The organism is Pseudarthrobacter siccitolerans, from assembly GCF_001046895.1.
In the GTDB taxonomy this organism is placed as follows: domain Bacteria; phylum Actinomycetota; class Actinomycetes; order Actinomycetales; family Micrococcaceae; genus Arthrobacter; species Arthrobacter siccitolerans.
In genome coordinates, this window is record NZ_CAQI01000048.1 from 39,280 (window position 1) to 61,128 (window position 21,849).

The 21,849-nt window shown below is 60.2% G+C and carries 15 protein-coding genes and 3 pseudogenes; 8 read left to right on the forward strand and 10 right to left on the reverse strand.

Going from position 1 to position 21,849, the window contains the following annotated elements; genetic code table 11:
• Nucleotides 1-286: 286 nt before the first annotated feature.
• Together ARTSIC4J27_RS15205 and ARTSIC4J27_RS15210 are read left to right on the forward strand one after the other, a co-directional pair.
• On the forward strand, nt 287-661 hold the full coding sequence (locus ARTSIC4J27_RS15205; RefSeq protein WP_050056047.1) for a PH domain-containing protein: 375 nt from the start codon (nt 287-289) through the stop codon (nt 659-661).
• A 170-nt stretch (nt 662-831) separates the two neighbouring features.
• Nucleotides 832-1,152 (forward strand): hypothetical protein, encoded by a 321-nt coding sequence (locus ARTSIC4J27_RS15210; RefSeq protein ID WP_050056048.1) that lies wholly within the window; start codon nt 832-834, stop codon nt 1,150-1,152.
• Between the two features lie 16 nt (nt 1,153-1,168).
• Here the strand turns inward: ARTSIC4J27_RS15210 and ARTSIC4J27_RS15215 are convergent, their stop codons facing one another.
• Nucleotides 1,169-2,224 carry a 2,3-butanediol dehydrogenase gene (locus ARTSIC4J27_RS15215; RefSeq protein WP_050056049.1) on the reverse strand — a complete coding sequence of 352 codons (1,056 nt, stop codon included), beginning with the start codon at nt 2,222-2,224 and terminating at the stop codon, nt 1,169-1,171.
• Nucleotides 2,225-2,239: 15 nt separating this feature from the next.
• The gene (locus tag ARTSIC4J27_RS15220; protein WP_050056050.1) at nt 2,240-4,039 is read right to left on the reverse strand and encodes an NAD(P)/FAD-dependent oxidoreductase; all 1,800 of its coding nucleotides are present in this window, start codon (nt 4,037-4,039) and stop codon (nt 2,240-2,242) included.
• 128 nt (nt 4,040-4,167) lie between these two features.
• Between ARTSIC4J27_RS15220 and ARTSIC4J27_RS15225 the strand changes: the two genes are divergently transcribed.
• The 3 genes and pseudogenes from ARTSIC4J27_RS15225 (at nt 4,168) to ARTSIC4J27_RS15235 (ending at nt 7,707) form a co-directional block, all read left to right on the forward strand.
• Complete coding sequence (locus ARTSIC4J27_RS15225; protein ID WP_050056051.1) at nt 4,168-5,496, forward strand: GAF domain-containing protein; 1,329 nt, start codon at nt 4,168-4,170, stop codon at nt 5,494-5,496.
• A 137-nt stretch (nt 5,497-5,633) separates the two neighbouring features.
• Nucleotides 5,634-6,071, forward strand: a pseudogene (locus ARTSIC4J27_RS15230) (GNAT family N-acetyltransferase).
• 943 nt (nt 6,072-7,014) lie between these two features.
• Nucleotides 7,015-7,707 carry a helicase associated domain-containing protein gene (locus ARTSIC4J27_RS15235; protein WP_152683890.1) on the forward strand — a complete coding sequence of 231 codons (693 nt, stop codon included), beginning with the start codon at nt 7,015-7,017 and terminating at the stop codon, nt 7,705-7,707.
• Between the two features lie 93 nt (nt 7,708-7,800).
• On the opposite strand, the gene ARTSIC4J27_RS15240 is transcribed toward ARTSIC4J27_RS15235, so the two are convergent.
• The 6 genes from ARTSIC4J27_RS15240 to ARTSIC4J27_RS15265 all read right to left on the reverse strand — a co-directional run bounded on the left by ARTSIC4J27_RS15240 (nt 7,801) and on the right by ARTSIC4J27_RS15265 (nt 16,160).
• Nucleotides 7,801-8,055: a helix-turn-helix domain-containing protein gene (locus ARTSIC4J27_RS15240; RefSeq protein ID WP_050056053.1), complete on the reverse strand. Its 255-nt coding sequence runs from the start codon at nt 8,053-8,055 to the stop codon at nt 7,801-7,803.
• Between the two features lie 437 nt (nt 8,056-8,492).
• Nucleotides 8,493-11,429 carry a type I restriction endonuclease subunit R gene (locus tag ARTSIC4J27_RS15245; protein ID WP_050056054.1) on the reverse strand — a complete coding sequence of 979 codons (2,937 nt, stop codon included), beginning with the start codon at nt 11,427-11,429 and terminating at the stop codon, nt 8,493-8,495.
• Nucleotides 11,429-12,592, reverse strand: coding sequence for a restriction endonuclease subunit S (locus tag ARTSIC4J27_RS15250; RefSeq protein ID WP_050056055.1), 1,164 nt, complete (start codon nt 12,590-12,592; stop codon nt 11,429-11,431). Before ARTSIC4J27_RS15250 ends, ARTSIC4J27_RS15245 begins: the two co-directional genes overlap by 1 nt.
• Nucleotides 12,589-14,082 (reverse strand): type I restriction-modification system subunit M, encoded by a 1,494-nt coding sequence (locus ARTSIC4J27_RS15255; RefSeq protein WP_050056056.1) that lies wholly within the window; start codon nt 14,080-14,082, stop codon nt 12,589-12,591. The genes ARTSIC4J27_RS15250 and ARTSIC4J27_RS15255 overlap by 4 nt, the downstream gene beginning before the upstream one ends.
• Entirely contained in the window at nt 14,079-15,635 is a 1,557-nt protein-coding gene (locus tag ARTSIC4J27_RS15260; RefSeq protein WP_050056168.1) for a type I restriction-modification system subunit M, read from the reverse strand. Before ARTSIC4J27_RS15260 ends, ARTSIC4J27_RS15255 begins: the two co-directional genes overlap by 4 nt.
• Nucleotides 15,636-15,839: 204 nt before the next feature.
• Nucleotides 15,840-16,160: a hypothetical protein gene (locus ARTSIC4J27_RS15265; protein ID WP_235436707.1), complete on the reverse strand. Its 321-nt coding sequence runs from the start codon at nt 16,158-16,160 to the stop codon at nt 15,840-15,842.
• A gap of 121 nt (nt 16,161-16,281) precedes the next feature.
• On the opposite strand from ARTSIC4J27_RS15265, the gene ARTSIC4J27_RS15270 reads away from it, so the two are divergent.
• From ARTSIC4J27_RS15270 to ARTSIC4J27_RS23595, 3 genes and pseudogenes are all read left to right on the forward strand, one after another.
• On the forward strand, nt 16,282-17,463 hold the full coding sequence (locus tag ARTSIC4J27_RS15270; RefSeq protein WP_050056058.1) for a hypothetical protein: 1,182 nt from the start codon (nt 16,282-16,284) through the stop codon (nt 17,461-17,463).
• A gap of 563 nt (nt 17,464-18,026) precedes the next feature.
• Nucleotides 18,027-18,391, forward strand: a pseudogene (locus ARTSIC4J27_RS23590) (recombinase family protein).
• 157 nt (nt 18,392-18,548) lie between these two features.
• Nucleotides 18,549-18,608, forward strand: a pseudogene (locus ARTSIC4J27_RS23595) (helix-turn-helix domain-containing protein); the annotation flags it as partial.
• Nucleotides 18,609-19,116: 508 nt separating this feature from the next.
• Here ARTSIC4J27_RS23595 and ARTSIC4J27_RS15280 read toward each other — a convergent pair.
• Nucleotides 19,117-20,247, reverse strand: a complete 1,131-nt coding sequence (locus ARTSIC4J27_RS15280) for a hypothetical protein (RefSeq protein ID WP_050056060.1) — start codon at nt 20,245-20,247, stop codon at nt 19,117-19,119.
• A gap of 143 nt (nt 20,248-20,390) precedes the next feature.
• Nucleotides 20,391-21,308: a restriction endonuclease gene (locus ARTSIC4J27_RS15285; RefSeq protein ID WP_152683891.1), complete on the reverse strand. Its 918-nt coding sequence runs from the start codon at nt 21,306-21,308 to the stop codon at nt 20,391-20,393.
• Between the last annotated feature and the right edge of the window lie 541 nt (nt 21,309-21,849).

Sequence of the window (21,849 nt, forward strand, 5' to 3'; positions counted from 1 at the left end):
TGACACCTGGACACGAAAGAGGCCTCTCGGATCGCTGGTCTGAGAGCATTACGACAATCGGAAATTGAAGTTGATTGACGCTCAACTCGAATGCCTCAGGTTAGCGTCGCGTTCATTTAAAGCCCGCTGTACCGCCGCGAATACTTTGGCCGCAGAGCGAGGGCCCGTGAGGACACCCAGGCAGCTTCCGCCGGACTTCCAACACGCCGCCCACCATCGCATGACATCGGCGGCTGACCGGCTTGAGAGACTGATCCAGTACGTGAACCAGGAAAGAGGGGGCCCAATGGAGGCAGCAGCAGTAACCACGTGGATGTTCGTTGAAGAATGTCCCATCCCACAAGACGTCATGGAGTTGATGCTTGCCGGCGAGCAGCCGGTGGCCGCATACAGAACCTTCCGGGACAGCGCCATTTTCACCACGAAGCGCATGATCGTCCGGGACGCGCAAGGCATTACCGGCAAGAAGGTGGAGGTGTACTCGCTGCCCTACTCCACGATTAACATGTGGTCGTCCGAGAACGCGGGAAAATTCGATCTCGACGCCGAGCTGGAGCTTTGGACCCGGGCGGGACACATCAAGATCAAAGTCGGCAAAAAGGTGGACATCCGTCGTCTCGACATGCTGATCGCGCATTCGGTCATCGGCTCACAGCAGTAACCCGTAGAACCGGGTGGAAAGACGAATGGCTATTCCGAAGCCTCCGAGTTGCGTTGAGACAAGTGTCCCGGTGGATGAAGACCACCGGGGCACTTGTGCTCCTTTAGCCGCCCCTTAGGACGTCTTCTGCCGGCTATGTCAGTCGTCCCCATCGATCGATACGATGAGTCATGACCAGCCAGGACCCATTGGATTTCCTCCGTCAGACACATCAACGCCGCAGCCAAGAGCAATTTGAGCTAGCCGCAGGAGTGCTGGACACATTCAAAGCAATGCATCAGGCAGAGCAGGCCCTCTATCAAGCCAGGAGACGCTATATCGAGTCCTTCAAGAAGGCCACAGGCGGCGAATGGAAGGCGCAGGAACTACGGGATGCAGGATTTCCCACGCCAAAGGTTTCGGTCCTTAAACGGAGGATGGATTATCGCCACCTCATGACGTCGCCAGCTGATCCCATCCCTGAATCAAGCAACGAGGCGCCCAAGAACTGACCTGCCCATTGGGCCTCTACGGGTGCACCAGCACCTTCACCGCCGTGTCCTTGTGGTTGATCAGGATGTCGAAGCCCTGCTCCACCAGGTCCTCCAGCGCGATCCGGCCGGTGATGAACGGTTTGAGGTCCACCTTGCCCTCCTGCACCATCCTGATCACCGCGGGGTGGTCGCGGACGTAGGCGATGGTGCCGCGCAGGTCGATCTCCTTGAGCACCAGCTTCTGCATGTCCACCGTGGCGGGCGCGCCCCAGATGGACACGTTGACCACCACGGCGCCGGGCCGGACCGCGTCGAGCATGGTGTCCAGCACCGCGTTCACGCCCGCGCATTCGAACGCGACGTCGGCCCCGGATCCGCCTGTCAGTTCCCGCACCCGCGCCGGGACGTCCTCCTTGCTCGGGTCCAGCACATGGTCGGCCACGCCGCTGGAGGTGGCCTTCTCTTTGCGGGCCTGGCTCAGCTCGCTGATGATCGTGGTGACACCCATGCCCTTGAGGACGGCGGCGGTGAGCAGCCCGATGGGTCCGGCCCCGCCCACCAGCGCCGGGTCCCCCGCCTTCACGCCGCTGCGGGCCACCGCGTGGTGCGCCACGGACAGCGGCTCGATCAGCGCCGCCTCGTCCAGCGGGATGTCCCCGATGGGGTGCACCCACCGCGCGTCCACCACGATCTTCTCGCTCAGCCCTCCCCCGCCGCCGGACAGCCCGATGAAGCCCATCTGCCGGCACAGGTGGTAGCTGCCCGCCTGGCACATGTCGCAGTCGCCGTCCACAAAATAGGGTTCGACGACGACGTTGTCACCAACTCCCAGCCCCTCCACGCCTTCGCCTACTTCGGAGACAGTCCCGGAGAATTCGTGCCCCAGGGTCACCGGGGATTCCTCGTGGGAGAGCGGGTGCGGATGGCCGGGAGGCGGGCAGAAGATGGGCCCTTCCAAGTACTCGTGCAGGTCCGTGCCGCAGATGCCGCACCACGCGACGTCGATCTTCACCGCCCCGGCGCGGAGTTCCGGCTCCGGGACGTCCTCGATCCGGATGTCCTTGCGGGCGTGGAATCGTGCTGCCTTCATGATGGGTTCTTCCTTCTAGCGGGTGTGGTGGCTGGGCTGCAGTTCGTACACCGGCGTCTCCAGCCCTTCCATCCGGGCCTTGAGCTGCAGGGCCAGGTAGGAGGAATAGTGCCGGCTCTGGTGCAGATTGCCGCCGTGGATCCAGAGGTTGGGGACGTTGGTTGGTTTCCACATATTGCGCAGCTCCCCCTCCCATGGGCCAGGGTCTTTTGGCGTGTCTGAGCCGTATCCCCAGCACTTGCCCACGCGGTCCGCGATTTCCGGAGAGACCAGGTCCGCGAGCCAGCCGTTCATGGACCCGTATCCGGTGGCGTAGACAATCAGGTCGGCCTCCAACTCGGTCCCGTCCGCCATCACCACGGCGTTGCCGGTGATCTTGGAGACCTGCCCGGACTTCAGCTTCACCCGGCCGTCAATGATCAGCTGGGAGGCACCGACGTCAATGTAGTAGCCGGAGCCGCGCCGCAGGTACTTCAGGAACAGGCCGGACCCGTCCACGCCGAAGTCCAGCTCGAACCCGGCGGCCTCCAGCTGCGAATAGAAGTCCGCGTCCCGCTTCGCCATCTCCTGGTACACGGGCACCTGCGCCTCGGGCAGGACGCGCATGGGCAGGGACGCGAACAGCAGGTCGGCCTTCTCTGTGGTCACCCCGTTGGCCAGTGCCTTCTCCGAGTACAGGTCCCCCAGCGCAAGGTCCATCAACGATTCGCTGCGGGCGATATGGGTGGAGGAGCGCTGCACCATGGTGACGTCGGCGCCGTGCTCCCACAGGTCCGCGCAGATATCGTGCGCGGAGTTGTTGGAGCCGATCACCACGGCCTTCTTCCCGGTCCAGTCCCCACCGCCGGGATGCTGCGAGGAGTGCCGCTGCTCGCCCAGGAACGACTGCGCGCCGTCGAACGCGGGGATGTTCGGGTAGCCGGAGACGCCCAGGGCGAAGACCAGCTGCTTGGGCCGGAGGGTCACCGGTTCGCCGTTGCGGAGGACGCTGACCGCCCATTCCTGCGTGCCGTCGTCGTACTCGGCGCCCACGCACTCGGTGCCGGACCAGTAGTTCAGCTCCATGATGCGGGTGTAGTGCTCCAGCCAGTCGCCGATCTTGTCCTTGGCGGCGAAGACGGGCCAGTCGTCCGGGAACTTCAGGTAGGGCAGGTGGTCGTACCAGACGGGGTCGTGCAGGTGCAGGGACTTGTAGCGGTTCCGCCAGGAGTCGCCCGGGTTCTGGTTCTTCTCGATCACGATTGTGGGCACGCCCAGCCGCCGCAGCCGGGCTGCGAGGCCGATGCCGCCCTGCCCGCCGCCGATGATCACGCAGTAGGGCTGCTCCTCGTAGCCGAGCTGCGCTTCCTGTTCCTCCTTGAGTTCCTTCCACGAGCGGCGGCCGCGGATGATCTCGTGCGCCACGCCCTGCTCGCGGCGCGGACCTTTCTTCTCTTCGAAGCCCTTCAGCTCCTGCATGGTGGTGAGCAGCGTCCAGCATTTGCCGTTCCGCAGCCGGAGGTGGCCGTACCCGCGGGCGGCGCCGGTCTCAAACGTGATCCAGGCTTCCACGGTTCCGTCCGGGCTGGCGCTGCCGGTGGCATCCTCGGCGAGCGCCCAGTTGGCAGGCTGCACGTGGTCCAGCCTGGCCTCGAGCATGCGGCGGATGTCCGCCTTGCCTTCGAGGGTTTTCAGGTTCCAGGTGAACGCCACGAAGTCGCGCCAGTAGCTTTCGTCCTCGAAGAGGTCCAGCGCGGCGTCCATGTCGCGCCGCTGCAGCGCTTGGTCCAGGCTGGCAAGCCAGTCCTGCGCGGCGGCGGTGGGTGTTTCGGTCATCTCCACTCCTTTGTGTCGGTCCCTCAGGTGGTCCGGGCGGCTCCGTCCCGCCGGGGTCCCTGCGGTATGCTGGGGCGGTCGTGAGCTGCATCACTATTGGAACGCGGCGGGGGTAACAAGTGCGTTACATGGGCACTGCCGGCAAGGGCGCCGGGGGTGAGGAGGAGACGGTGGACTACGGCCTGAGGTTTTCGGACCCGGCGAAGTACGCGCGTGCCCTGCGCCGCGCCCACGAGCTGGTCATCTCCGGTGTCACTCGCCCGGAGATCCCCACACCCCTGGCCGAGTCGTGGCGCCGGTCCATGGCGTTGGGCATCAGCCCGGACCAGCACAGCCCGCGGCACCTTCACGATCCGTCCGAGGTGCTGCAGCTGCGGCGGGAGCACCGGCTGCAGCGGGTGATGCCGGCCCTGCAGGACCTGCTGGCCGACGATTCCAGTTCCGGCCGGCACCTTCTGGTGCTCACCAATGCCGGCGGCGAGATTCTGTGGCGGGTGGGCAGCCGGGAGGCGCTGCGGCGGGCGGACCGGCTGGAGTTCTCGGAAGGTGCGGACTGGTCCGAGGCGGGGATCGGCACCAACGCCATCAGCGAGGCGCTTGTCACCGGCGTGCCCGTGCAGCTGTTCTCCGCCGAGCACCTCGTCCGCACCCACCACGACTGGGCCTGCACCGCGGCGCCCATCATGGACCCTTTGACAGGCGCGTTGCTTGGTGTGCTCGATGTTTCCGGGCCGCTGGACACCATCAGCGCGGATACGCTCCGGATGGTGCGGTGCGCGGTATGGGTGGCGGAGTCACTTTTGGGAACGTCCGACGGCGGCGCCTCCTTGGGTGCTTCGTCTTCCGCGCGTGCGTCGCGGCAGGATGTCCGGCGGCCTGCTGTTGGGGTCTCGTCGCTGGAGCTGCTCGGGGACAGGCCCGCCGCGGAGTTTGCTGACGGAAGCCGGGTGCCGCTGACGCTGCGGCGGGCGGAGATCCTGGCGCTGCTGGACTCGCGGTCGCAGGGGTGGAGCGCCGAGGAACTGGCGTATGAGCTGCACGGGGATGCCGGCACATCGCAGGCCATACGGACAGAGATGTTCCGGGTGCGGTCGGTGCTGGGCGACGCCGTGGAGTCGAATCCGTACCGGCTGGCTGCCGGGCTGGCCGGGTGCTCGGACTCGGGCCGGGTGCTGCGGCTGCTGCGCGAGGGGCTGGTAGTGGAAGCGCTGGACGCTTACACCGCTCCGCTGCTCAGCCGGTCCGGCGTCCTGGCGGTGCAGCTGCTGCGGGACCAGCTGGACCTGGCGGTTGGTTCGGCTGTGCGGTCCAGTGGTGATGCCGGGCTGCTTGTGCGGTGGCTGTCCACGGACATGGGGGCTGCAGATGCGCAGGGTGTGAACGCGCTGGGACAGCTGGTGGGACATGCTGATCCCCGGTATTCGATGTTCCGCGCTTCCTCTGCGTTCTGTGGGTGAGCGTGCGGCCCGCGCGGGGCACGTCTCGGTGATGCAGCAGTCCCAGTCCTGACACCACGCCTCAGCGCGCCTGAACGCCGATGACTCGGAGTTTAGGAGACTGGGCGGGTTCGTGAAGCCAAGAAAAGGGGGCTCTTATGGAGGCAGCAGCAGTAACCACGTGGATGTTCGTCGAAGAATGTCCTTCCGGGTGACGCGATGGAGCTGATGCTCCCGGGCGAGCAGCCGGTTGCGGCTTACAGGACGTTCCGGGACAGCGCCATCTTCACCACCAAGTGCATGATTGTCCGCGATGCCCAAGACCCCGCTTGCCAAGGCGGCGGCGTGACCCGGGCCGTGGTGCGCGAGATCGTGGAGCACGCGCGGCAACTGCCCGGTATCGACGCGATCAGCATCACCAGCGCAACGTTCATGGAACGCGCCCACGCCCTGTACCGGTCGCTGGGCTTCCGCCGGGCGCCGACCGGGACTGGCACTTGCCGGGCGAGGACGTGCTGCTGTGGGCGTTCACACTCAAACTGGTGGAGGCTAAGCCTGCCGACACGGCAGCTGAGGTGTCATCCGTTAGTACCTAACCGGGCGCGTTCGGCCTGTTCAACTTCGCTGTCCCCCTCCGACCGGAATGGGTTCAGCAATGCATGCCGCCAGTGCGTCCACCTCTGCCATCAGGGCATCGGGTTGCTGATCTAGGTTGAGGGCATGGCAGTAAATGGTGATGACTGGCCGGTATTGAATCCCTGCGGATTACCTGTAGGCGTATTCATGTGCAGTCTTGCCGTAATGATTTGCCGAACGGCCAGTTTCCTACCGAACCCTGAGCACGCGGTGGGTGGTCTGGAAGAAAGGTGTAACAACCTGCCACTTCGGGCGACCGTTTTCCCGGTATTCGCCAGGCGCCACGTTGACTCCTTGACCTTCCCCTTGCAGCCGGTCGAGCCGCTCCACGGGGCGTTTGAGTTGGCGTTCCATCCATCTGGCAGCGAAACTGGCCGTAGCCATCTGGCGGTTTTTCTAAGCCAATAATTGTGAGGCCACCTCCGTCGTAGGCATGGTTGTCTAAGAGGTGGCTATAGCCCCATCCACCCTGCATCTAAGAGATGGATATGAACGCTGATCGCAGGATGTGCCTGACCAACCATCCACATACCCCCAATAAGGATAAGAATCCAAGGATGTCCAGATCGCGGCTTTTCAAGTACAACGTGTCCTCATCATCTAGCTTCCACCCTTTGCCGTGAGACCAGCGAATATCCACTGAGCGGGGCGTGAAGGCGGCGCAAGCTGACGGGATCAACGTGGTGGGCGCTCCTCGCGTAGCCTAGGGGCAAGAACGATTGGGGGGGTAGTAATTAGTTTGAGTCCAGCCTTCGGCATCATTGGCGTCCTATACGCGGTCTTCATGATCGCTGTAGCCTTCCTAGCAGTGTACGCCGTAGTCCTGGCCATCATCTTCCTGCGGCCGCGCATTGCGGAGCTGACGCGGGCTGCACGGCCCAAGGTGACGAAGCAGAACAGTCAATGACCCCAGCCAGGCGGCGACCTGCCCCGGCTGTCGAGTGGGTGCTGATGTACCGCAAAGGTATCCCGACCCCGAAGATCGCGGCGCTCGCCGGCGCTGCCGAGACGACGGTCAGATACCACATCGCGATCGCTGCCAAGCAGGATCCGAGCCTGCGGGACACCCATAAAGCAGCCCTTCCGGCATTCGATCCCAGAACCACCGAGGCCGGCCAGCGGAACGTCGAAGACCTCCTGGCGTTCTATGAAGTGGAAGGCCGCCTTCCGGTCCACGGCCGATCCGCTCGCGAGTCAGCGCTGGCGGGGTGGCTGACACGTCGCCGCGAACAGGCAGCCGCCGATACCCTCTCCCCCGCCTATAGCGAGGCCTTGGACGACATCCCTGGCTGGCGGGACTACCCTGGCAAACGCGGCGCGGACGCAGCCCGCTGGAAGCGGCGCCTAAACGAAGTGGCCTGCTACCTGGCCGCCGGCAACGACTGGCCACGACACAACAAGACCGAGGACAGCGAAGAACGCGTTCTGGGGATCTGGCTGCACACCCAGCGCATCGACTACCGCGCCGGGAAACTAGCGGCAGCTAAAGAAGCGGAACTCAACACAGTCATCCCGGGCTGGCGGCAGGGCCGACCGCACAGGGGCGGGCACGGTCGAGCAAAAAATCAGCAATCACCAGTAACGGGAGATCAGTGAGCATCGAGCAGATTTCTTCACCGTCTCAAGCCCCGCTCTAGGCGAACCCAGCGCGCGATCCTGAACGTTCGGCGTCGCAATATGCCCGATTGGCTATTCCTGGTCGCCGATCTCCGTGCCATCTTCGAGCTCACCAACAGCAATCCGCTCGGCGGTGCGCCGGTACGCCTGCTCAATGTAGTCCTCGACGTCCTGGCGGCCGATGCGCCAAAGGCCCCTGCCACCGACCTGAAAAGCCCGCAACTCCCCTGTCTTGATGAGGCCCTGAACAAGATTTTGCTTCACGTTCAACTCATCTGCGACTTGCGCCATAGTCAGGAAACGGGGCTGGTCTGGTTCAGCAGTCACCGGCCTATCCTACGCGGGTTTGGTTGCCGGTGTTCGAACAAACCGCACCAGCCCCCCCGGTGAACGGCAAGATATGCGCGGCCGCCTGTTTGGAAGGGGAAGCCGTAATTAGGGCCACTGAGAGGCTGAATTTTGACGCCCTGCAGCCGCGCTTAGTGGCTTCAAGAGCACAACTGCCGGCCCTTGTCCGGGAACAGCTGGCGTCGTTCGTTACCTCAGGGCCACGGGTTCTTTGTCCCGGTTAAACCTGTCCAGGGCTGTGCCTTTCACCGCTAGAGGAACCTATGGTTGTGGAGGTATCCTCCGACACGGCATGGCCAGGAAGATCCTTGCGGCACCCCTTACTGATACTTAGGGCCGCCTAGCTATCGTCTGAAGACGTCTCGCTGCCGGAACAGTTTCGCACGGGTTAGCGATCTGTACGAGGGATGAGAGCGCTAGTAATACTCCCTGATATAGCCCAGCGCCGTTTCGAAGACGTCGTTGTCTCGGATCTTGAACTGTATGTAAAGAGTCTTGCGGAGTGCCTGGCGTACCTCTTGATCCCCACGGATGGTTGACTGCCAGCCCACAAAGCGAACGGCTCGGACGACTTCATCGATGCGGCTAACAATGTTTTCGACGATAATCGGCGTTTCATCGGTCTTGACCGCTTCGAACAGCTCAGTGAGTGCTGCCTTGCCTTGTTCCTCGCGGGGAACCTCGTTGACGGCTTTCTCGGCCGCTACTGTGTCACGGGCGAGCTCCAGCAACTCCCGAAGGAACTCGAGACTCGACTGCTGGATGTCCGCGTACTTCGCTCGTAGAGCATTGAGACGCTGGCCGAGCGCGATAAAGACTGGGTTGTTCAGGTGACGGGCGATGCGAGCGGTAATTTGAGTCTCAATCTCTTCCGGGGAGATGTCCTCACGCTTACCGAGCATCAAGTCCTCGACAGTTTGGGCATCAAGCACAATGCTTTCATTACCCTGCGGGAGCTCGACCCGGATGTGCTGGTTGATCAGATCGACCGTCTTGGCACCGAGTGCGTGCCAAACCAGACGTCCCGTGATATCGGACGGACGCACCGACTCATAGACGTCAGTTAGCCAGCGGTAGTCGTCACGGTAAGACGCGAGCATCGGATCGGGACTGAGCGCCTCCCACAGCTGGGAGACGACGCTGTATCCCAAGCCGAAGGCATCCTTAGTAGCATCATCGGCAATCGCGGATTGCGCTTGAACCAAGCCCTCATACCCGCCCACCGTCCGGTCGACCCCAGGGAAGAAAGACAGGGCCGCATTTATCATCGGAGACAACTGCTTCTTGAGGTCCTCGATGTTTGAGATGACCTGCCGCACGGACTTCTCGTCGAAGGCCAGCGACTTGGCTACGTCGTCAAAGATGCCGAGGTAGTCCACGATCAGCCCGTGAGTCTTGTTGGGTGGGTACACCCGGTTGGTGCGGGTGATCGCTTGCAGGAGGGTGTGCTCCTTTAGGGGCTTATCGAGATACTGGCAGTATAGAATCGGTGCATCGAACCCGGTGAGGAGCTTTGCCGTGACGATGATGATCTTGAGCGGGTCCGCAGGGTCATTGAACCTCGCGAGGACCTGCTCCAGCTCCTCTGCACCGGGCGTCCATTTCGCCCAATCAGATGCATCGCCTCGCGTCTTTGACATGACGACCGTTGATGTCTCTGGGCCTAGGTGCTTGTCGAGTTCGCTTTTGTATGCGACACACGATGCCTTGTCGTAGGCGACGACCTGCGCCTTGAAGCCTTCGGGCTGGACCTTTTGCTGAAAGTGGCTAGCGATGTCGGCGGCAATCTTCGCTACCCTTGAAGGCGATTTGATCAGAACCTCGATCGAAGCGGCCTTCTTCGACAGGGTGATCTTGTCGCTATCGGACAGGTGGCGGTCGTCAGCGAGTTCTTCGAATGCGGCGTCGATTGCCTCCTGGTCCACATGAATTTCCGAAAGGCGCGGCTCAAAGTGCAACGGTAGCGTTGCCCCGTCACGGATCGAGTCTTTGAATGAGTAGCGGGACAAGTACCCACCGTCATCCTGCGGGGACCCGAACCACATGAACGTGTTGCGGTCACGCCTGTTGATCGGGGTGCCGGTGAGACCGAACAAGAACGCGTTGGGCAACGCCTGGCGCATCTTCTGGCCGTAGTCGCCCTCTTGAGAGCGGTGGGCTTCGTCGACCATCGCAATGATATTGCCGCGCGGATCCAGAATGCCGGGGGCCTCACCAAACTTGTGGATCGTCGTAATGATGATCTTCCGAGCACCTTGGCTAAGGAGCGTCTGCAACTGTTCTCTTGAGTCCGTCGACACCAGGCCGGGGACATCAGAGGCATTGAATGTGCCGGTGATCTGCGTGTCCAGGTCAATGCGGTCGACGACGACCAAGATCGTCGGGTTGGTCAGCTCCGCCATGGCTCTGAGCTTGAGTGCAGTGAATACCATGAGCAGTGACTTTCCCGAGCCCTGGAAGTGCCAGATAAGGCCCTGCTTGATCTTGCCGAGCAGCACCCGCTCTACAACCAGGTTGGTTGCCTGGAATTGTTGGAACCGCGCGATGATCTTGATTTTCCGGTGTTTATTGTCCGTCGCATAAAGGGTGAAGAACCGTAGGAAGTCCAGCACCGCGCAAGGGGTCAGGACACCCTCTACCGCCTCCTTCAGAGCCGCGAGCCCAATCTTGGCCGGCGTATCTTCGTCAGTGCTCTCTTCACGCCACGGACCCCACAGCTCAATGGGCATCCCAACCGTGCCATAGCGGAAGTCCTTGCCCTCGGTGGCGAACGAGAACACATTCGGCACGAAGAACTGCGGTACGCTCTGCTCGTAGTCGTCGTGGATCTGCGCGGCAGCGTCAATCCACGTATACGCCGGCCGAATCGGTGTCTTGGCTTCCCCGATTACAAGCGGTAAGCCGTTACACCACAGCACCAGGTCGAGACGTTTCTCCAGGCGACCTTGCTTGAATGTAACCTCGGTCGAGATGGTCCAGCGATTAGCTGCATCATCGTCCAGGCGATCAAAGTCGATAAGCCGGACAGTGGTGTGCTCACCATTCGGACCGAACGGCATCGACTTTTGCCCCGTCAGCCATGCCATAAATTCCTCGTTCGCCACCACTGGATGTGGGCTCGTGCGAGCAGACAGCAGGATAGCTCGGAGGTTGTAGATAACCTCATCTGCTTTTGCCGGGTTAGCGGCGATCTCGGGATTCAAGTCCATCAGTGCCCCCTTGAGCACGCCCTCCAGCATCACCTCGTCCGTGCGACGCGGGAGATTGGTACCTGGCACAAATGGCACGTCGGGCGCTTTCACCAGATCGCGCACGAAGTCGCGCACGGAGTTGGCTTCATTGAACTGAACCATCAGCTGCCCCCAAAAATATCCGCGAGAAGAGAAGAACGTAGATAGGCAATCATTACCGCCTCATCCTCGACCGCAGAACGACACGCGTCGAGTTGCATGAGCATGTTGAGGAGACGGTCCTGCTGTTCTAGTTCTACTTCTGGGACGGGCATGGCCTTCAGCACCGTGCTGTTGATGGTATTCAACCCGCTAGTGCTCTTGGCCACTGTCCGGATGTAGGCCCGACCACGCTCGCTGTTGATCCACTCCAATAAGAAAGCAGGGCGGAAACCGGCAGCAGCACGAACCCGGAACAAATGATTTTGGAATAGCGGTGACTCATCCTTATCCCAGATGGCAGCTCGTCCGATTTCATAAACCGATGCGTGCCCCTCCACCACGAGCACATCGCCGCGCTGCAGCCCCTTCGTCTCTATTTCGGCGGCTGTTGCTCCAACTTCCTTAATTTCGTCTAGGTCCAACGATCCTCGCTGTACGTTTGCCACGCGAAGATAGGGAGCCGTGTGGCGTATCGTCCGGCGAGCCGGCCCCAAGGTCACACCTGACACGACCGAGGAGACCGCACCCAGAGAAGTCTGACTGACTTCGCGGGGAAGTCCAGCCTCGATCCATCGATCTCGCACTTGACTCAGTACGGTCGCCTGGTCGGTCACTGACGCCCGGTGGCGCTCCAGAGCCCAGAGAAGATCAGCGATACGTTGCTGCTCGTCAAGGGGTGGGAGTTCAAACTCCTGGATCTTCAGGTCCCGCCAGTTGATTGTGGGCGAAAGCGAACCCACGGAGATAGCGATAGCACGTTCAAGGAAGTAATCGCTTGACAGGAAGACTGGCAAGAAATCTGGGCGAATGTACTCTGGCCGGGCTCTCAGTACTAGCGCGTGTGCTGAGCAGATGCCTTCGAATTCGGCCAGGCCCACCTTCTTCTGGTACGCGCGTCGTCGGCCAAAGATGACATCTTTCGGTTTAAAGCGCAGTTTCTGCGCTGCCACTTTGTCAGGAGTATCCCAGCGTTGGACCGTCATTACGCCGGGATCCAAGTGTTCGAGGCCAACGTAGCGATCGACTCCGGCCTCAGATGGGTCATTAACGCGTTCAGTAACGCTATCAATGACGTCGCCGAAGCTAACCCGCTTCCATGTGGATTTGTCGAGGCTGAGGCTCATGATGAAACCTCCTCGAGCAGAAACCTAACGACATGGCTGACGGCGGAATCCGAGGCCGTCGCAGCAGCGCGCCATTCAGTGGCTGCTTCTAGAACAGCCAAATGCCCACCGTCGGTTGCTGACCCTGCCCCCTGAACATAGAGCGGGATGGCGAGACTGAAGTTCTTGTCCGCAATTTGGTCGATCGTGGCAACCGCTGCGAACTGGTCGATGTCATTGAACTCGCCGTACGTGTTCAGGATCTTTGCTTGGTGTGTGTCACGGAGGAAAGACTGCGCCTGTTCACGGGCAACTTCGTTGACGGCGTTGATGAAGAGGACTTTGCCTTTGCGCTCCTCCGGCTTAGTCGTGCGCAGAATTATGACGACCGCCTCCATCGGGCTGTTGTAGAAAAGACCAGCCCCCAGACCGAGAACGCATTCAATGAGATCGGACTTCACCAGCGCTTCGCGGAGGGCGGCTTCTTCGCGGCGAAAGAGGACGCCATGCGGGAAAAGGATTGCAGCGCGGCCTGTCCTCGGGTCGAGACTCGTGGCTATGTGCTGAAAGAAAGCATAATCCGCTCGCCCCTGGGGTGGCACGCCCCACGTATTTCGGTTGTAGCGGTCTTTCGCGAAGGCGTCGCGGTTCCACGTCTTGATCGAGTACGGCGGGTTTGCGAGCACGACGTCAAACGTCTGGAGGCGGCCTTGGGCATCATGGAAGGCTGGCCGCGCGAGGGTGTCGCCGTGTGCGATGTGCCCGTCAGAGATGCCATGAAGGAATAAGTTCATTCGCGCGATCGCGGAGGTCCCGTAATTAAGCTCCTGACCGTAGAGCCGGAGGTTGCGCCATTCCTTGCTCCGGTGCCTCAAGTCAGCGACGGCGGAGATCAGCATTCCCCCGGTGCCGCAGGTGGGGTCGTAAACCGACTCTCCAGGCTCGGGATCCAGCATGAGTGTCATCAAATGAACCAGGGTGCGGTTTGTATAGAACTCTTGGGCAGTATGACCAGAATCATCGGCGAACTTCTTAATCAGGTACTCGTAGCCATTGCCGAGTTCGTCCTCGGGCAGGTTTGCAATGGAGAGGGTCTCTGTTGAGAAGTGCTCGATGAGGTCAGACAGCGTTGAGTCCGGTAGGAGGTTTTTGTTGCCCCAGTCTCCATCGCCGAACACACCGGTCAGAGTGTCAGGGTTGGCAGACTCGATCGCCCGCATCGCATTCAAGATCGTCGCGCCGATGTTCTCGGTAACGCCGCGGATATCGTCCCAGTGGCAACCTGTCGGGACGGCGAAGCGGTGGTTCTCCGGCAGGTCGGCGAGTTCGGGATCGTCGTAAATCGCCATCGCCGCTAGATGTTCTTCGTCGTACACGTCAGAGATACGTTTCAGAAATACAAGCGGGAAGATGTACTGCTTGTAGTCGCCGGCGTCGATGAGGCCACGCAGCACGACGGCAGCACCCCACAGGTAGTTCTCTAGTTCACGCTGTGTGATACGGGTAGTCACGCCAAAATCTCCTGTCCGACGCCCCACTTCGCGAGTTCGGCTTCGAGTGCTCTGCGGGTCTCGGCTGTCTTAGTATGGGCGGCTTCGAGATTCGCCAGCGCATCGGCCAGCGTCAGTTCCTCCCCTTCGTCCTCAGGTGCGACGTAGAGCGGGATGTTGAGGCTGTAGCCGTGACCAGCAATCTCCGCGAGGTTCACAACACGACTGAGTCCGTCCTGGTCCTGGTACAGCTCGTATGCGTCGAGCAACCGTTCTGCGTGCTCGGTTTCGAGAGTGTTCTGATTGCGTCCGCGCTTGAAGAGCTTGTTGCCGTTGATGAAGAGCACTTTGCCCTTCTTCTCGGGCCGCTTCTCGTGCCGGAGAATGAGAACGCAGGCGGCGAGTCCCGTACCGTAGAACAGGTTTGGGGCGAGCCCGATTACCGATTCGACGAGATCAGCTTTGAGAATATGTGTCCGAATTCTGGCTTCGGCGCCCTGCCGGAAGAGAGCACCCTGGGGCAGGACCACGGCAACCCGCCCGTTCTGGGTGCGTGCGGACGTGAGCATGTGCTGGACCCAGGCCCAGTCGGCGTATCCCTTCGGCGGAACGCCCCCAAGGTTATTCCGCCCCCATTTATCGGATACCCACTCACTCTCGCCCCAGTTCTTGAGTGAGAACGGCGGATTGGCCACGACGCAGTCGAACTGAGCGAGGTGGTTGCCGCTATAGAAGGCGGGTTCGCGGAGCGTGTCCTCACGAACGATTTTAAAGTCCTCGACGCCATGAAGCAGCAGGTTCATTCGGGCGATCCCTGATGTAGCGAGGACCTTCTCCTGACCATAGAGTTTGCCCCACAGAGATTTGGGGCTACCTCCTGCGGCCTTCACGTGCTCGATGACCTCGATCAGCATTCCGCCAGTTCCACAAGCCGGGTCATAGACACTCTCTTGGTCTACCGGGTTAAGGATGTTGATGAGCAGGCGGACAACCGAGCGGGGAGTGTAGTACTCGCCGGCCTTCTTGTTCGACTGGTCGGCGAAGCGCTTTATCAGGTACTCGTACGCGTTACCGAAGACATCTGGGGCAACCGCCGCGTTGGAAAGCGTCTTCGTTGAGAAATGTTCAACGAGGTCCGCGAGCTTGCGGTCAGGCAGCTTATCCCTGTTCGTCCAGCTTGCATTACCGAAGATCCCGTACAGAGTCTCAGGGTTCGCCTTCTCGATCTCACGGAACGCCGTCTGCAAGGCGGTGCCAATGTTCTCAGTCCGGTTGCGGATGTCGCCCCAAAGATGACCTCCGGGGATTGAAAACCGATGGTTTTCCGCGAACAGCGCGTACTCATGGTCGCCGCCGGAGTCCTCCAACGCCTGGGCAAACTCTTCCATATAGACGTCACTGATGCGCTTGAAGAACATCAACGGGAAGATGTAGGCCTTGAAGTCAGCTTGGTCGATGCTGCCCCGCAGGAGATCAGCTGCCCTGGCCAGATAGCTCTCCAATTCGGAAAGCGATAGCGGCTGAACTGCTAAGTGGAAGCCGCCCGCGTACTCCCTTGCCTCGTCCTCAGTCACGTTCTCCCTTACAAGATTCCAGTTCATCCCGCAATGGCGGGGGTAGGTCATCTATTCTGCCGGAATTATTTGGTCTATCAATTCAAGACCATGTGAGACGCGAATAGGCGCAGCACACTTTTACGCGGCACGGACAGGTGTTCCACGCTAGAGCGGTGGCCCGACGCTAGAGCGGTGGCCCGACGCTAGAGCGGTGGCCCGACGCTAGAGCTTGTCGATCCAGGTATCTTCTTCGCGGTTATCCCATGCCGATCCCGTGCTTACTGGCTTGCGACTATGCAAGCCCTCGATGCGCTGAAGAATCCGCTGTGCTTCGACGGCCTTTAGCTCGCGAAGGCTTGCGACCTCACGGACGAGGACTGATTCGATCAAAGCCTTGCGTTCGTCCTGACTGACCATCCCAGCCTCTTCAAAGGCATCACGAATCGTTTGTATTTGCTCGGGTTTGATCGGAAGCGGAGCAAGGACGTTGGGCGACGGGACAGGCCCGTCTATTTCAAACAGCGAGGAAGCTTCGTCGTACACAGGCATCGATCATACTGCCGTCCTGGAGGCTTGGAGGTCTCCTCTTTCCGACATAGCGGCGCCAGCTAATAAGGCTTAGCGCTTCGCCCACTCCAACGGGTGTCTCACTTCCGTTGAAAAAGTGGAAGCGAAGCAGCTGGCAGACATCGATGCCCTCGCAGGCCAGGGCGGCGAAGTCAACGTGTGGTGCGGCGGATCTTCCATCGACCAGATTCTGCCGCCGACACCATTGCGTCACCCACAGCGGACCGCGTCTAACATTTTGAGGATGAACTCGATTAATCTCACATCTGATGAGGTAACCGTCCTCACCGCGCTGATGGGTGACATCCAGGTGGCCGCATCGGCGTTCTACGCGAAAACCGCAACGTCGGCGGATGTGGAGTCACTGGGCACCGAGGTCCGAACATTCCTCTCCGCAGCTCAAACCTTGAATGAGCGCCTGGGCGGCAGCATCACTGAAAAAGAGGCGTACCAATCGGCGCTCTATGGGACAGCCATTGGAGAGCTCATAAACGCCATCAAGTATGTGCGAAACGTCAGCCAACACGTGCTCCATGTCGTCCGCCCTTCGGAGGACTCCGGCGCTCTGGTTGGAGGACTCCATGGCCTCCGAATCTATGTGGCCTGGGACGAAGTGCCCCCAGCAGCGCATGATTCCCTGCGTCCGCGCACTCAGTCGCTACGGCCGGCGTTTGAGGCACGGCTCCGGGGGCAGGAGGTCACTGGCACGATGCTTTCGGTGCTGCGCGCATTCGCAACGCTTGCGCCCCAGATCGTTCATCGTGACCAGCGTGGGGAGTGGACGGGGTTCCCTCTCAAAACTCAGCCGTCCATGCCGGGGCGTCTCCATCCCGATGAGCCTGAGGATCTGGAAGAGTCGTTCGCGTGGCTGAACTCACGCCCACCCAACGGAGATGCACGACTGGTGGTCGGTCAGGTGACCGTTGGGGGCCGTCGGCACCTTCTGGGTTACACCGTCGATGGCCGGCTGCTTCCTGGCAGGTTCGTCGAATCCAGTCGCCAAGTTACGGACGACATCGCTTCGGGTTTCAGATACCTCTCCGGTGATCCGGCGGGGCACGTAAAACTGGAACACGACTGCGTTGCCCGCCGTCACGTGCTCCGCATCCTGGACCCTATAAGCGAATGGGCGGCTCCACTAGGCGCGGAGCGGAGTGACGACTGGGGCGTTGATCTAACGGACCCAGAATGGGCACGCATGGTCAGATTTGCGCAAAACGACTACCTGCCTGACGTTGGCAGGTATGAAGTGCGACGCTCGCAGCGACTCAACGCGTAGCGAAATCATTGCCGAAGGGCAAGGAACTCGGAATGTTGTGCTGCACCTGCAACTACGAATTCCATTTCGAAAACGCCGCCGACTTGCAGCTTGTTTTCGTTCTCCTGCGTGTTCATCTCTTCCTCTTCCTTTGTTGATAATGAAAACGGAGAGGCTCTGTCCCCCGTAGCGAACAGAGCCTCTCCAGGTTCTTGGGATTCGGGAAAATCAGCCGATTCCTCCGCTAACAACAGCGCCCGGGAATCTAGTGGACCTCCTGCCGCGCCTGCACGGTTACAGTCTCCCGCGCGTTGCGTTACACATTCCAACCAGGCAATGACTACGCCACAGCCAATGGAGCACGAAACTGTATTCCGACTGGCACACCTCCTCGGGTCAGCCAATGCCCTGGGCAGTTACAGGGACGTCTCGGCAAAGGATCGTTTGCTGAATATGAGAATAACAGGCATCCGTTACCTGTTGGCCCTCAGAATCACAAGGTGATTGTTTTCTCATAACTCGTCGCATAATCGACGTCCCATAATCTCAAAAAATCCTTGAGTACCTGAGAATTTGGAGTCCACATGGCATTGGTCGGTTACAGGGGAGTCAGCACGGCGGATCAGAACACAGACGTCCAGCGGGACGCCCTGCTTGCGGCAGGTGTCAAGGATGACTCCCGGCATCTGTTCCGAGATCACGGCGTGAGCGGGCCAAGGCAAATCGCCCTGGCTTCGATAAGTGCCTTGACTCGCTGCGAGAAGGGGACACGCTGGTAGTAGCTAAGCTGGACCGCTTAGGGCGCTCCCTGGGGAATCTGGTGCACCTGTTCCAGGAACTAGCTGAGCGGGGCCTGGGCGTGCGGGTGCTGGACAACCCATGCTGGACAACCCATGCTGAGCACCGGCGGGAACAAGGCACAGGCAAAGCTCATGCTGGGCATCTTTGAGGCGCGTCTGAGTATGAACGGACTTGATTCTTGAACGCACTCACACTGGTCTTGCAGCGGCACGGGCCCGAGGCCGTGTAGGTGGGCGGCCCCGGTTGCTGAGCCCCAAGGTGGCGAGAGCAAAGGAACTCCATGCCGCTGGTGTCATGTCCCTAAGGAGATCGCAGACGCAGTAGGAGTCTCTGTCGCCACGCTCTATCGTTACCTGTCAAAGTAAAGCAACTCACAACGTTAACCGTCGCTGGCATCGCTCAGCCGCCCGTGACACCTACAGGGGGAACTGTCGCCCCCATTTGAGGGAAGCCAGCAGGAGCGTCGAGCGAAGTACCCGGCGTTCCTCCTTGTCGAGGGCTGAAAAGGGCCGGAGGTCCAGGTAGACGTGCCCGGGAGGAATCGGGGCAGGGGGCGCCTCGGAAGATTCGGCGTCATCTACCACACGACTTCCAACACTCCTTGCCTCGTCCACAGAGATGCACCACGTTCCCGCAGTGGAACCCTTCTTTTGACCGTTACGGAATTCATAAGCTGCTTTGGCCGTAGCTCTGCGGGATCGAGAGCCAGAAAGCTTTTCCCCATCGGATGAAGATGGTTTGAACATTAGATCGGATGGCTGGCCGGCCCTAAAAAACATTGGGTTGCACTGTCGAAAATACAACTCAGCTCCGTCCTCTACTTCGACCTCGCCGTCGATGAGGGGAACGAAGGGCAGCGGGCCGCCCACGGTGCTAGACATTCAGATGCCTCCTTACAAAGTCTCTCACTGCGGCGATTCCCACAGGATTTGCCAGCTCTCGGCTATCCGTCGAAGCATCCAGGAAAAACGCTTCAATCGTCAGATCAGGCTCCACAGTGATAGCTATATGCCGCTGTTGCGACAGCCACTCCAACTGAACACCGCCGGCCTCCGTTGGAAACACAGCCGGCTGCGCCAGTCGTTCCTCCTGGAGCGTCCCCAACAGGTCGCGAGCGAATTCTATTGACGGTAGCTCAATGATCTCCCCATCACCGTCGAGCCAACCCGGGTTCAGTGAAGCCAGTTCTGCCAACTCGACCGACAGCGGGCCTTTCTGCACGTCAAAAGACTCGAAGTTCTCAACATCGTGGATTCGTACAACGCGATCTTTCCTCTTTCCGTGCTTTATCGAAAATTCACACCGTAGCCGGACCCATGCCGCATCTGTTGGAAGATTCATCGCCTCGTGTAGCTCCTCGAACCTTGCTACATCGGAGTACTCGCCCGGGATCTCACCCCCGGCAGCAGTGCGAAGAACGAACGTTTGATCAAAAGGATCGAGCGACTTTATGTTTCCAACCAGGACACCACTGGATTTGGGAGGGGCGTCATCGAGCTGCCCGAGAAGGCGGCGCCTGAGGCGAGTGTTGTAAACCACTGCCTCTTCAGTGCCTTGCCTGAACTGATACGACTCTTTCGAATCAAGATCGCGGGCGATGGCCTTGAAGGCGCTGATGGTGTCTGGCGAAAGACCCGCAGGCAATTCAAAGTCCTGCACAATTTTCTCAAACGCGGCGTTGATGAACTCCTTGCTTTCCGCAAGGAGGTCGGGCTGCCCCTGCAGTTCCAGTTCCCTTGGTCGAACCGCTACCGGCACTGCACTGCCGTTTCGCACGACTTTCAAGCCGAGCCGCAACTGATCCTCAAAATGGCGTGGCAGCGTTTTCTTGTTTGGGTTTTTACTGCGCCACAGGTCTTTCGCAACTTCAAACAGGAGTCGCTGATAATTTGCCAGCTCGCCCATCGCATCGAGTGGAAATCCATCCACTTCAAATCGGCCACCGGAGAGCTTGAAGTCGAGAAAGTTCTCGACTCCTTCAGCGGGAACACTCTCACTGGTCATTTCTGCATCCTAATCAAACATGTGGTCAAAAGGCGTGAAGCACAGCATCGAGCGCCCCTGCCTTAGTCATAGCGGTTATCTGCTGCCACCGACTATCTTGGAAGCAAGCGTGCCTGTGTCAGAAGGCACGGCTGGTGGGCGGCTCAAAAAGCCTGTACGAGTCCCCCTGCTGAAATCGAATACGAGTCGCCGTCCCCCTCTCGCCAAACAGTGTCAATTTGGTACTCGCTCAATAGCTTCAATAGGTCGGCGTCCGGTCTTGCAGGTAGAAGCAAGCGGCAAGACTTTCCCGTGACATAGCGCCGGTAATCAAGGAGCTGGCCCAGCCCCAACCGCACACTGTGTCGGGTAGCGTCAGCTTTCGCCTCGTACAGGACTCCATTGGTCTTGTCGTGAATATCCGTGAAAAGGGGCTTGCTACTTCCCACGGGGTACACCTTGTGACGGTTCACCACGCTGCCCCGTCCTTCAAGTACCGCGCGGAAAGAGGCCACGAGCGCCAGCTCGCGCTTCTCAGCGATCCCAGCCTTCGTGGCCGCCTGCTCGAACGCGTCAACCTCGTGTTTTTCCATCGGCACTTCAGTCACTGAACCAGCAGCAGTGGGAGCCACACTTTGGTGGGTGACATCCTCAGCACGCCTAAGCACGTCGCCCACTGGCCGGAGGTGGAAGACGAAGACAGTGCGCATTACGCCATCAACTCCCGGGGCGTCCTCTACCGAGTAGGGCTGCTTGTCGTCTATGGCAAACTCTCCGAGATACACGCGAGGCAACCCACCCTTGCCGGATGGCTTATTAGCCACTCCAAAGAGCCTGAGCGCCTTTCCGAGCTTCTTGTGGTCCCGGGTCTGCAGATTGCCCTTCTGCATCTTCTGGGGCCCAACCCGGCCCATTCCTGTGTACGAGAAGACCTCGCCGTCGATAGACCACCCATCGAACTCATATCCGTTTTCACGACCCACCTCGGGATCCGTGAAAAGCAGAATATTCGGCGACGAGCTCGGCGTCTCCATGCCCGCATAGCGCGTTCCGCCGTACATGGCGGCTATCTCTTCCCTCATGCCCGTCCAACCGACAGGCGTCCCCCAACCAATCGTCATGCGTAAACCATAACCGGCACTTCTGGGCTGCCCTGCCACCTAAGGGCATCTGCCGGAGAATGACGGCAAATCACCGGGACGCAAGGCCGCGTCGGGCGGCCTCAGCCCGTCAAACTATAGCCATTTTGTAGCCACCAGCAGGAGAAATGGATAGTTTTCCAGGGAAGACGAGGACTACTCTCCACAGGCCCTTTGTGTCTAAACGCAAAAACCTCGGAATCTCGGGGATTCCGGGGGTTTAGCCTGTAGCGGTGGCGAGGCTCGATCTCCCGGCCTTACGATTACGAGTCATAAAGTCCAGACACCTCAACAACAGCCGCCGCTGTCGCAAACACATCTGCCGGCGTAAAAGCCGGACGGAGATCTGTAGCTCTCAGAAGATTGCTGAGGGAATCCGTGTCAAGGAGCTCGTAGAGACCCACTTGAAGGCGCTCTACCACCCCCTCCCGCAACACTTTCCAGTCATGTGCCACCTTGAGATACTGATAACAGTTCACCAGTA

Bases quoted from the DNA above. Each gene is read 5' to 3' on its own strand.
- ARTSIC4J27_RS15285 (WP_152683891.1), bottom strand. From the start codon at position 21,308: ATGAGGGAAGAGATAGCCGCCATGTACGGCGGAACGCGCTATGCGGGC.
- ARTSIC4J27_RS15280 (WP_050056060.1), bottom strand. From the start codon at position 20,247: ATGACCAGTGAGAGTGTTCCCGCTGAAGGAGTCGAGAACTTTCTCGAC.
- ARTSIC4J27_RS15220 (WP_050056050.1), bottom strand. From the start codon at position 4,039: ATGACCGAAACACCCACCGCCGCCGCGCAGGACTGGCTTGCCAGCCTG.
- ARTSIC4J27_RS15245 (WP_050056054.1), bottom strand. From the start codon at position 11,429: ATGGTTCAGTTCAATGAAGCCAACTCCGTGCGCGACTTCGTGCGCGAT.
- ARTSIC4J27_RS15250 (WP_050056055.1), bottom strand. From the start codon at position 12,592: ATGAGCCTCAGCCTCGACAAATCCACATGGAAGCGGGTTAGCTTCGGC.
- ARTSIC4J27_RS15225 (WP_050056051.1), top strand. From the start codon at position 4,168: ATGGGCACTGCCGGCAAGGGCGCCGGGGGTGAGGAGGAGACGGTGGAC.
- ARTSIC4J27_RS15215 (WP_050056049.1), bottom strand. From the start codon at position 2,224: ATGAAGGCAGCACGATTCCACGCCCGCAAGGACATCCGGATCGAGGAC.
- ARTSIC4J27_RS15205 (WP_050056047.1), top strand. From the start codon at position 287: ATGGAGGCAGCAGCAGTAACCACGTGGATGTTCGTTGAAGAATGTCCC.
- ARTSIC4J27_RS15235 (WP_152683890.1), top strand. From the start codon at position 7,015: ATGACCCCAGCCAGGCGGCGACCTGCCCCGGCTGTCGAGTGGGTGCTG.
- ARTSIC4J27_RS15210 (WP_050056048.1), top strand. From the start codon at position 832: ATGACCAGCCAGGACCCATTGGATTTCCTCCGTCAGACACATCAACGC.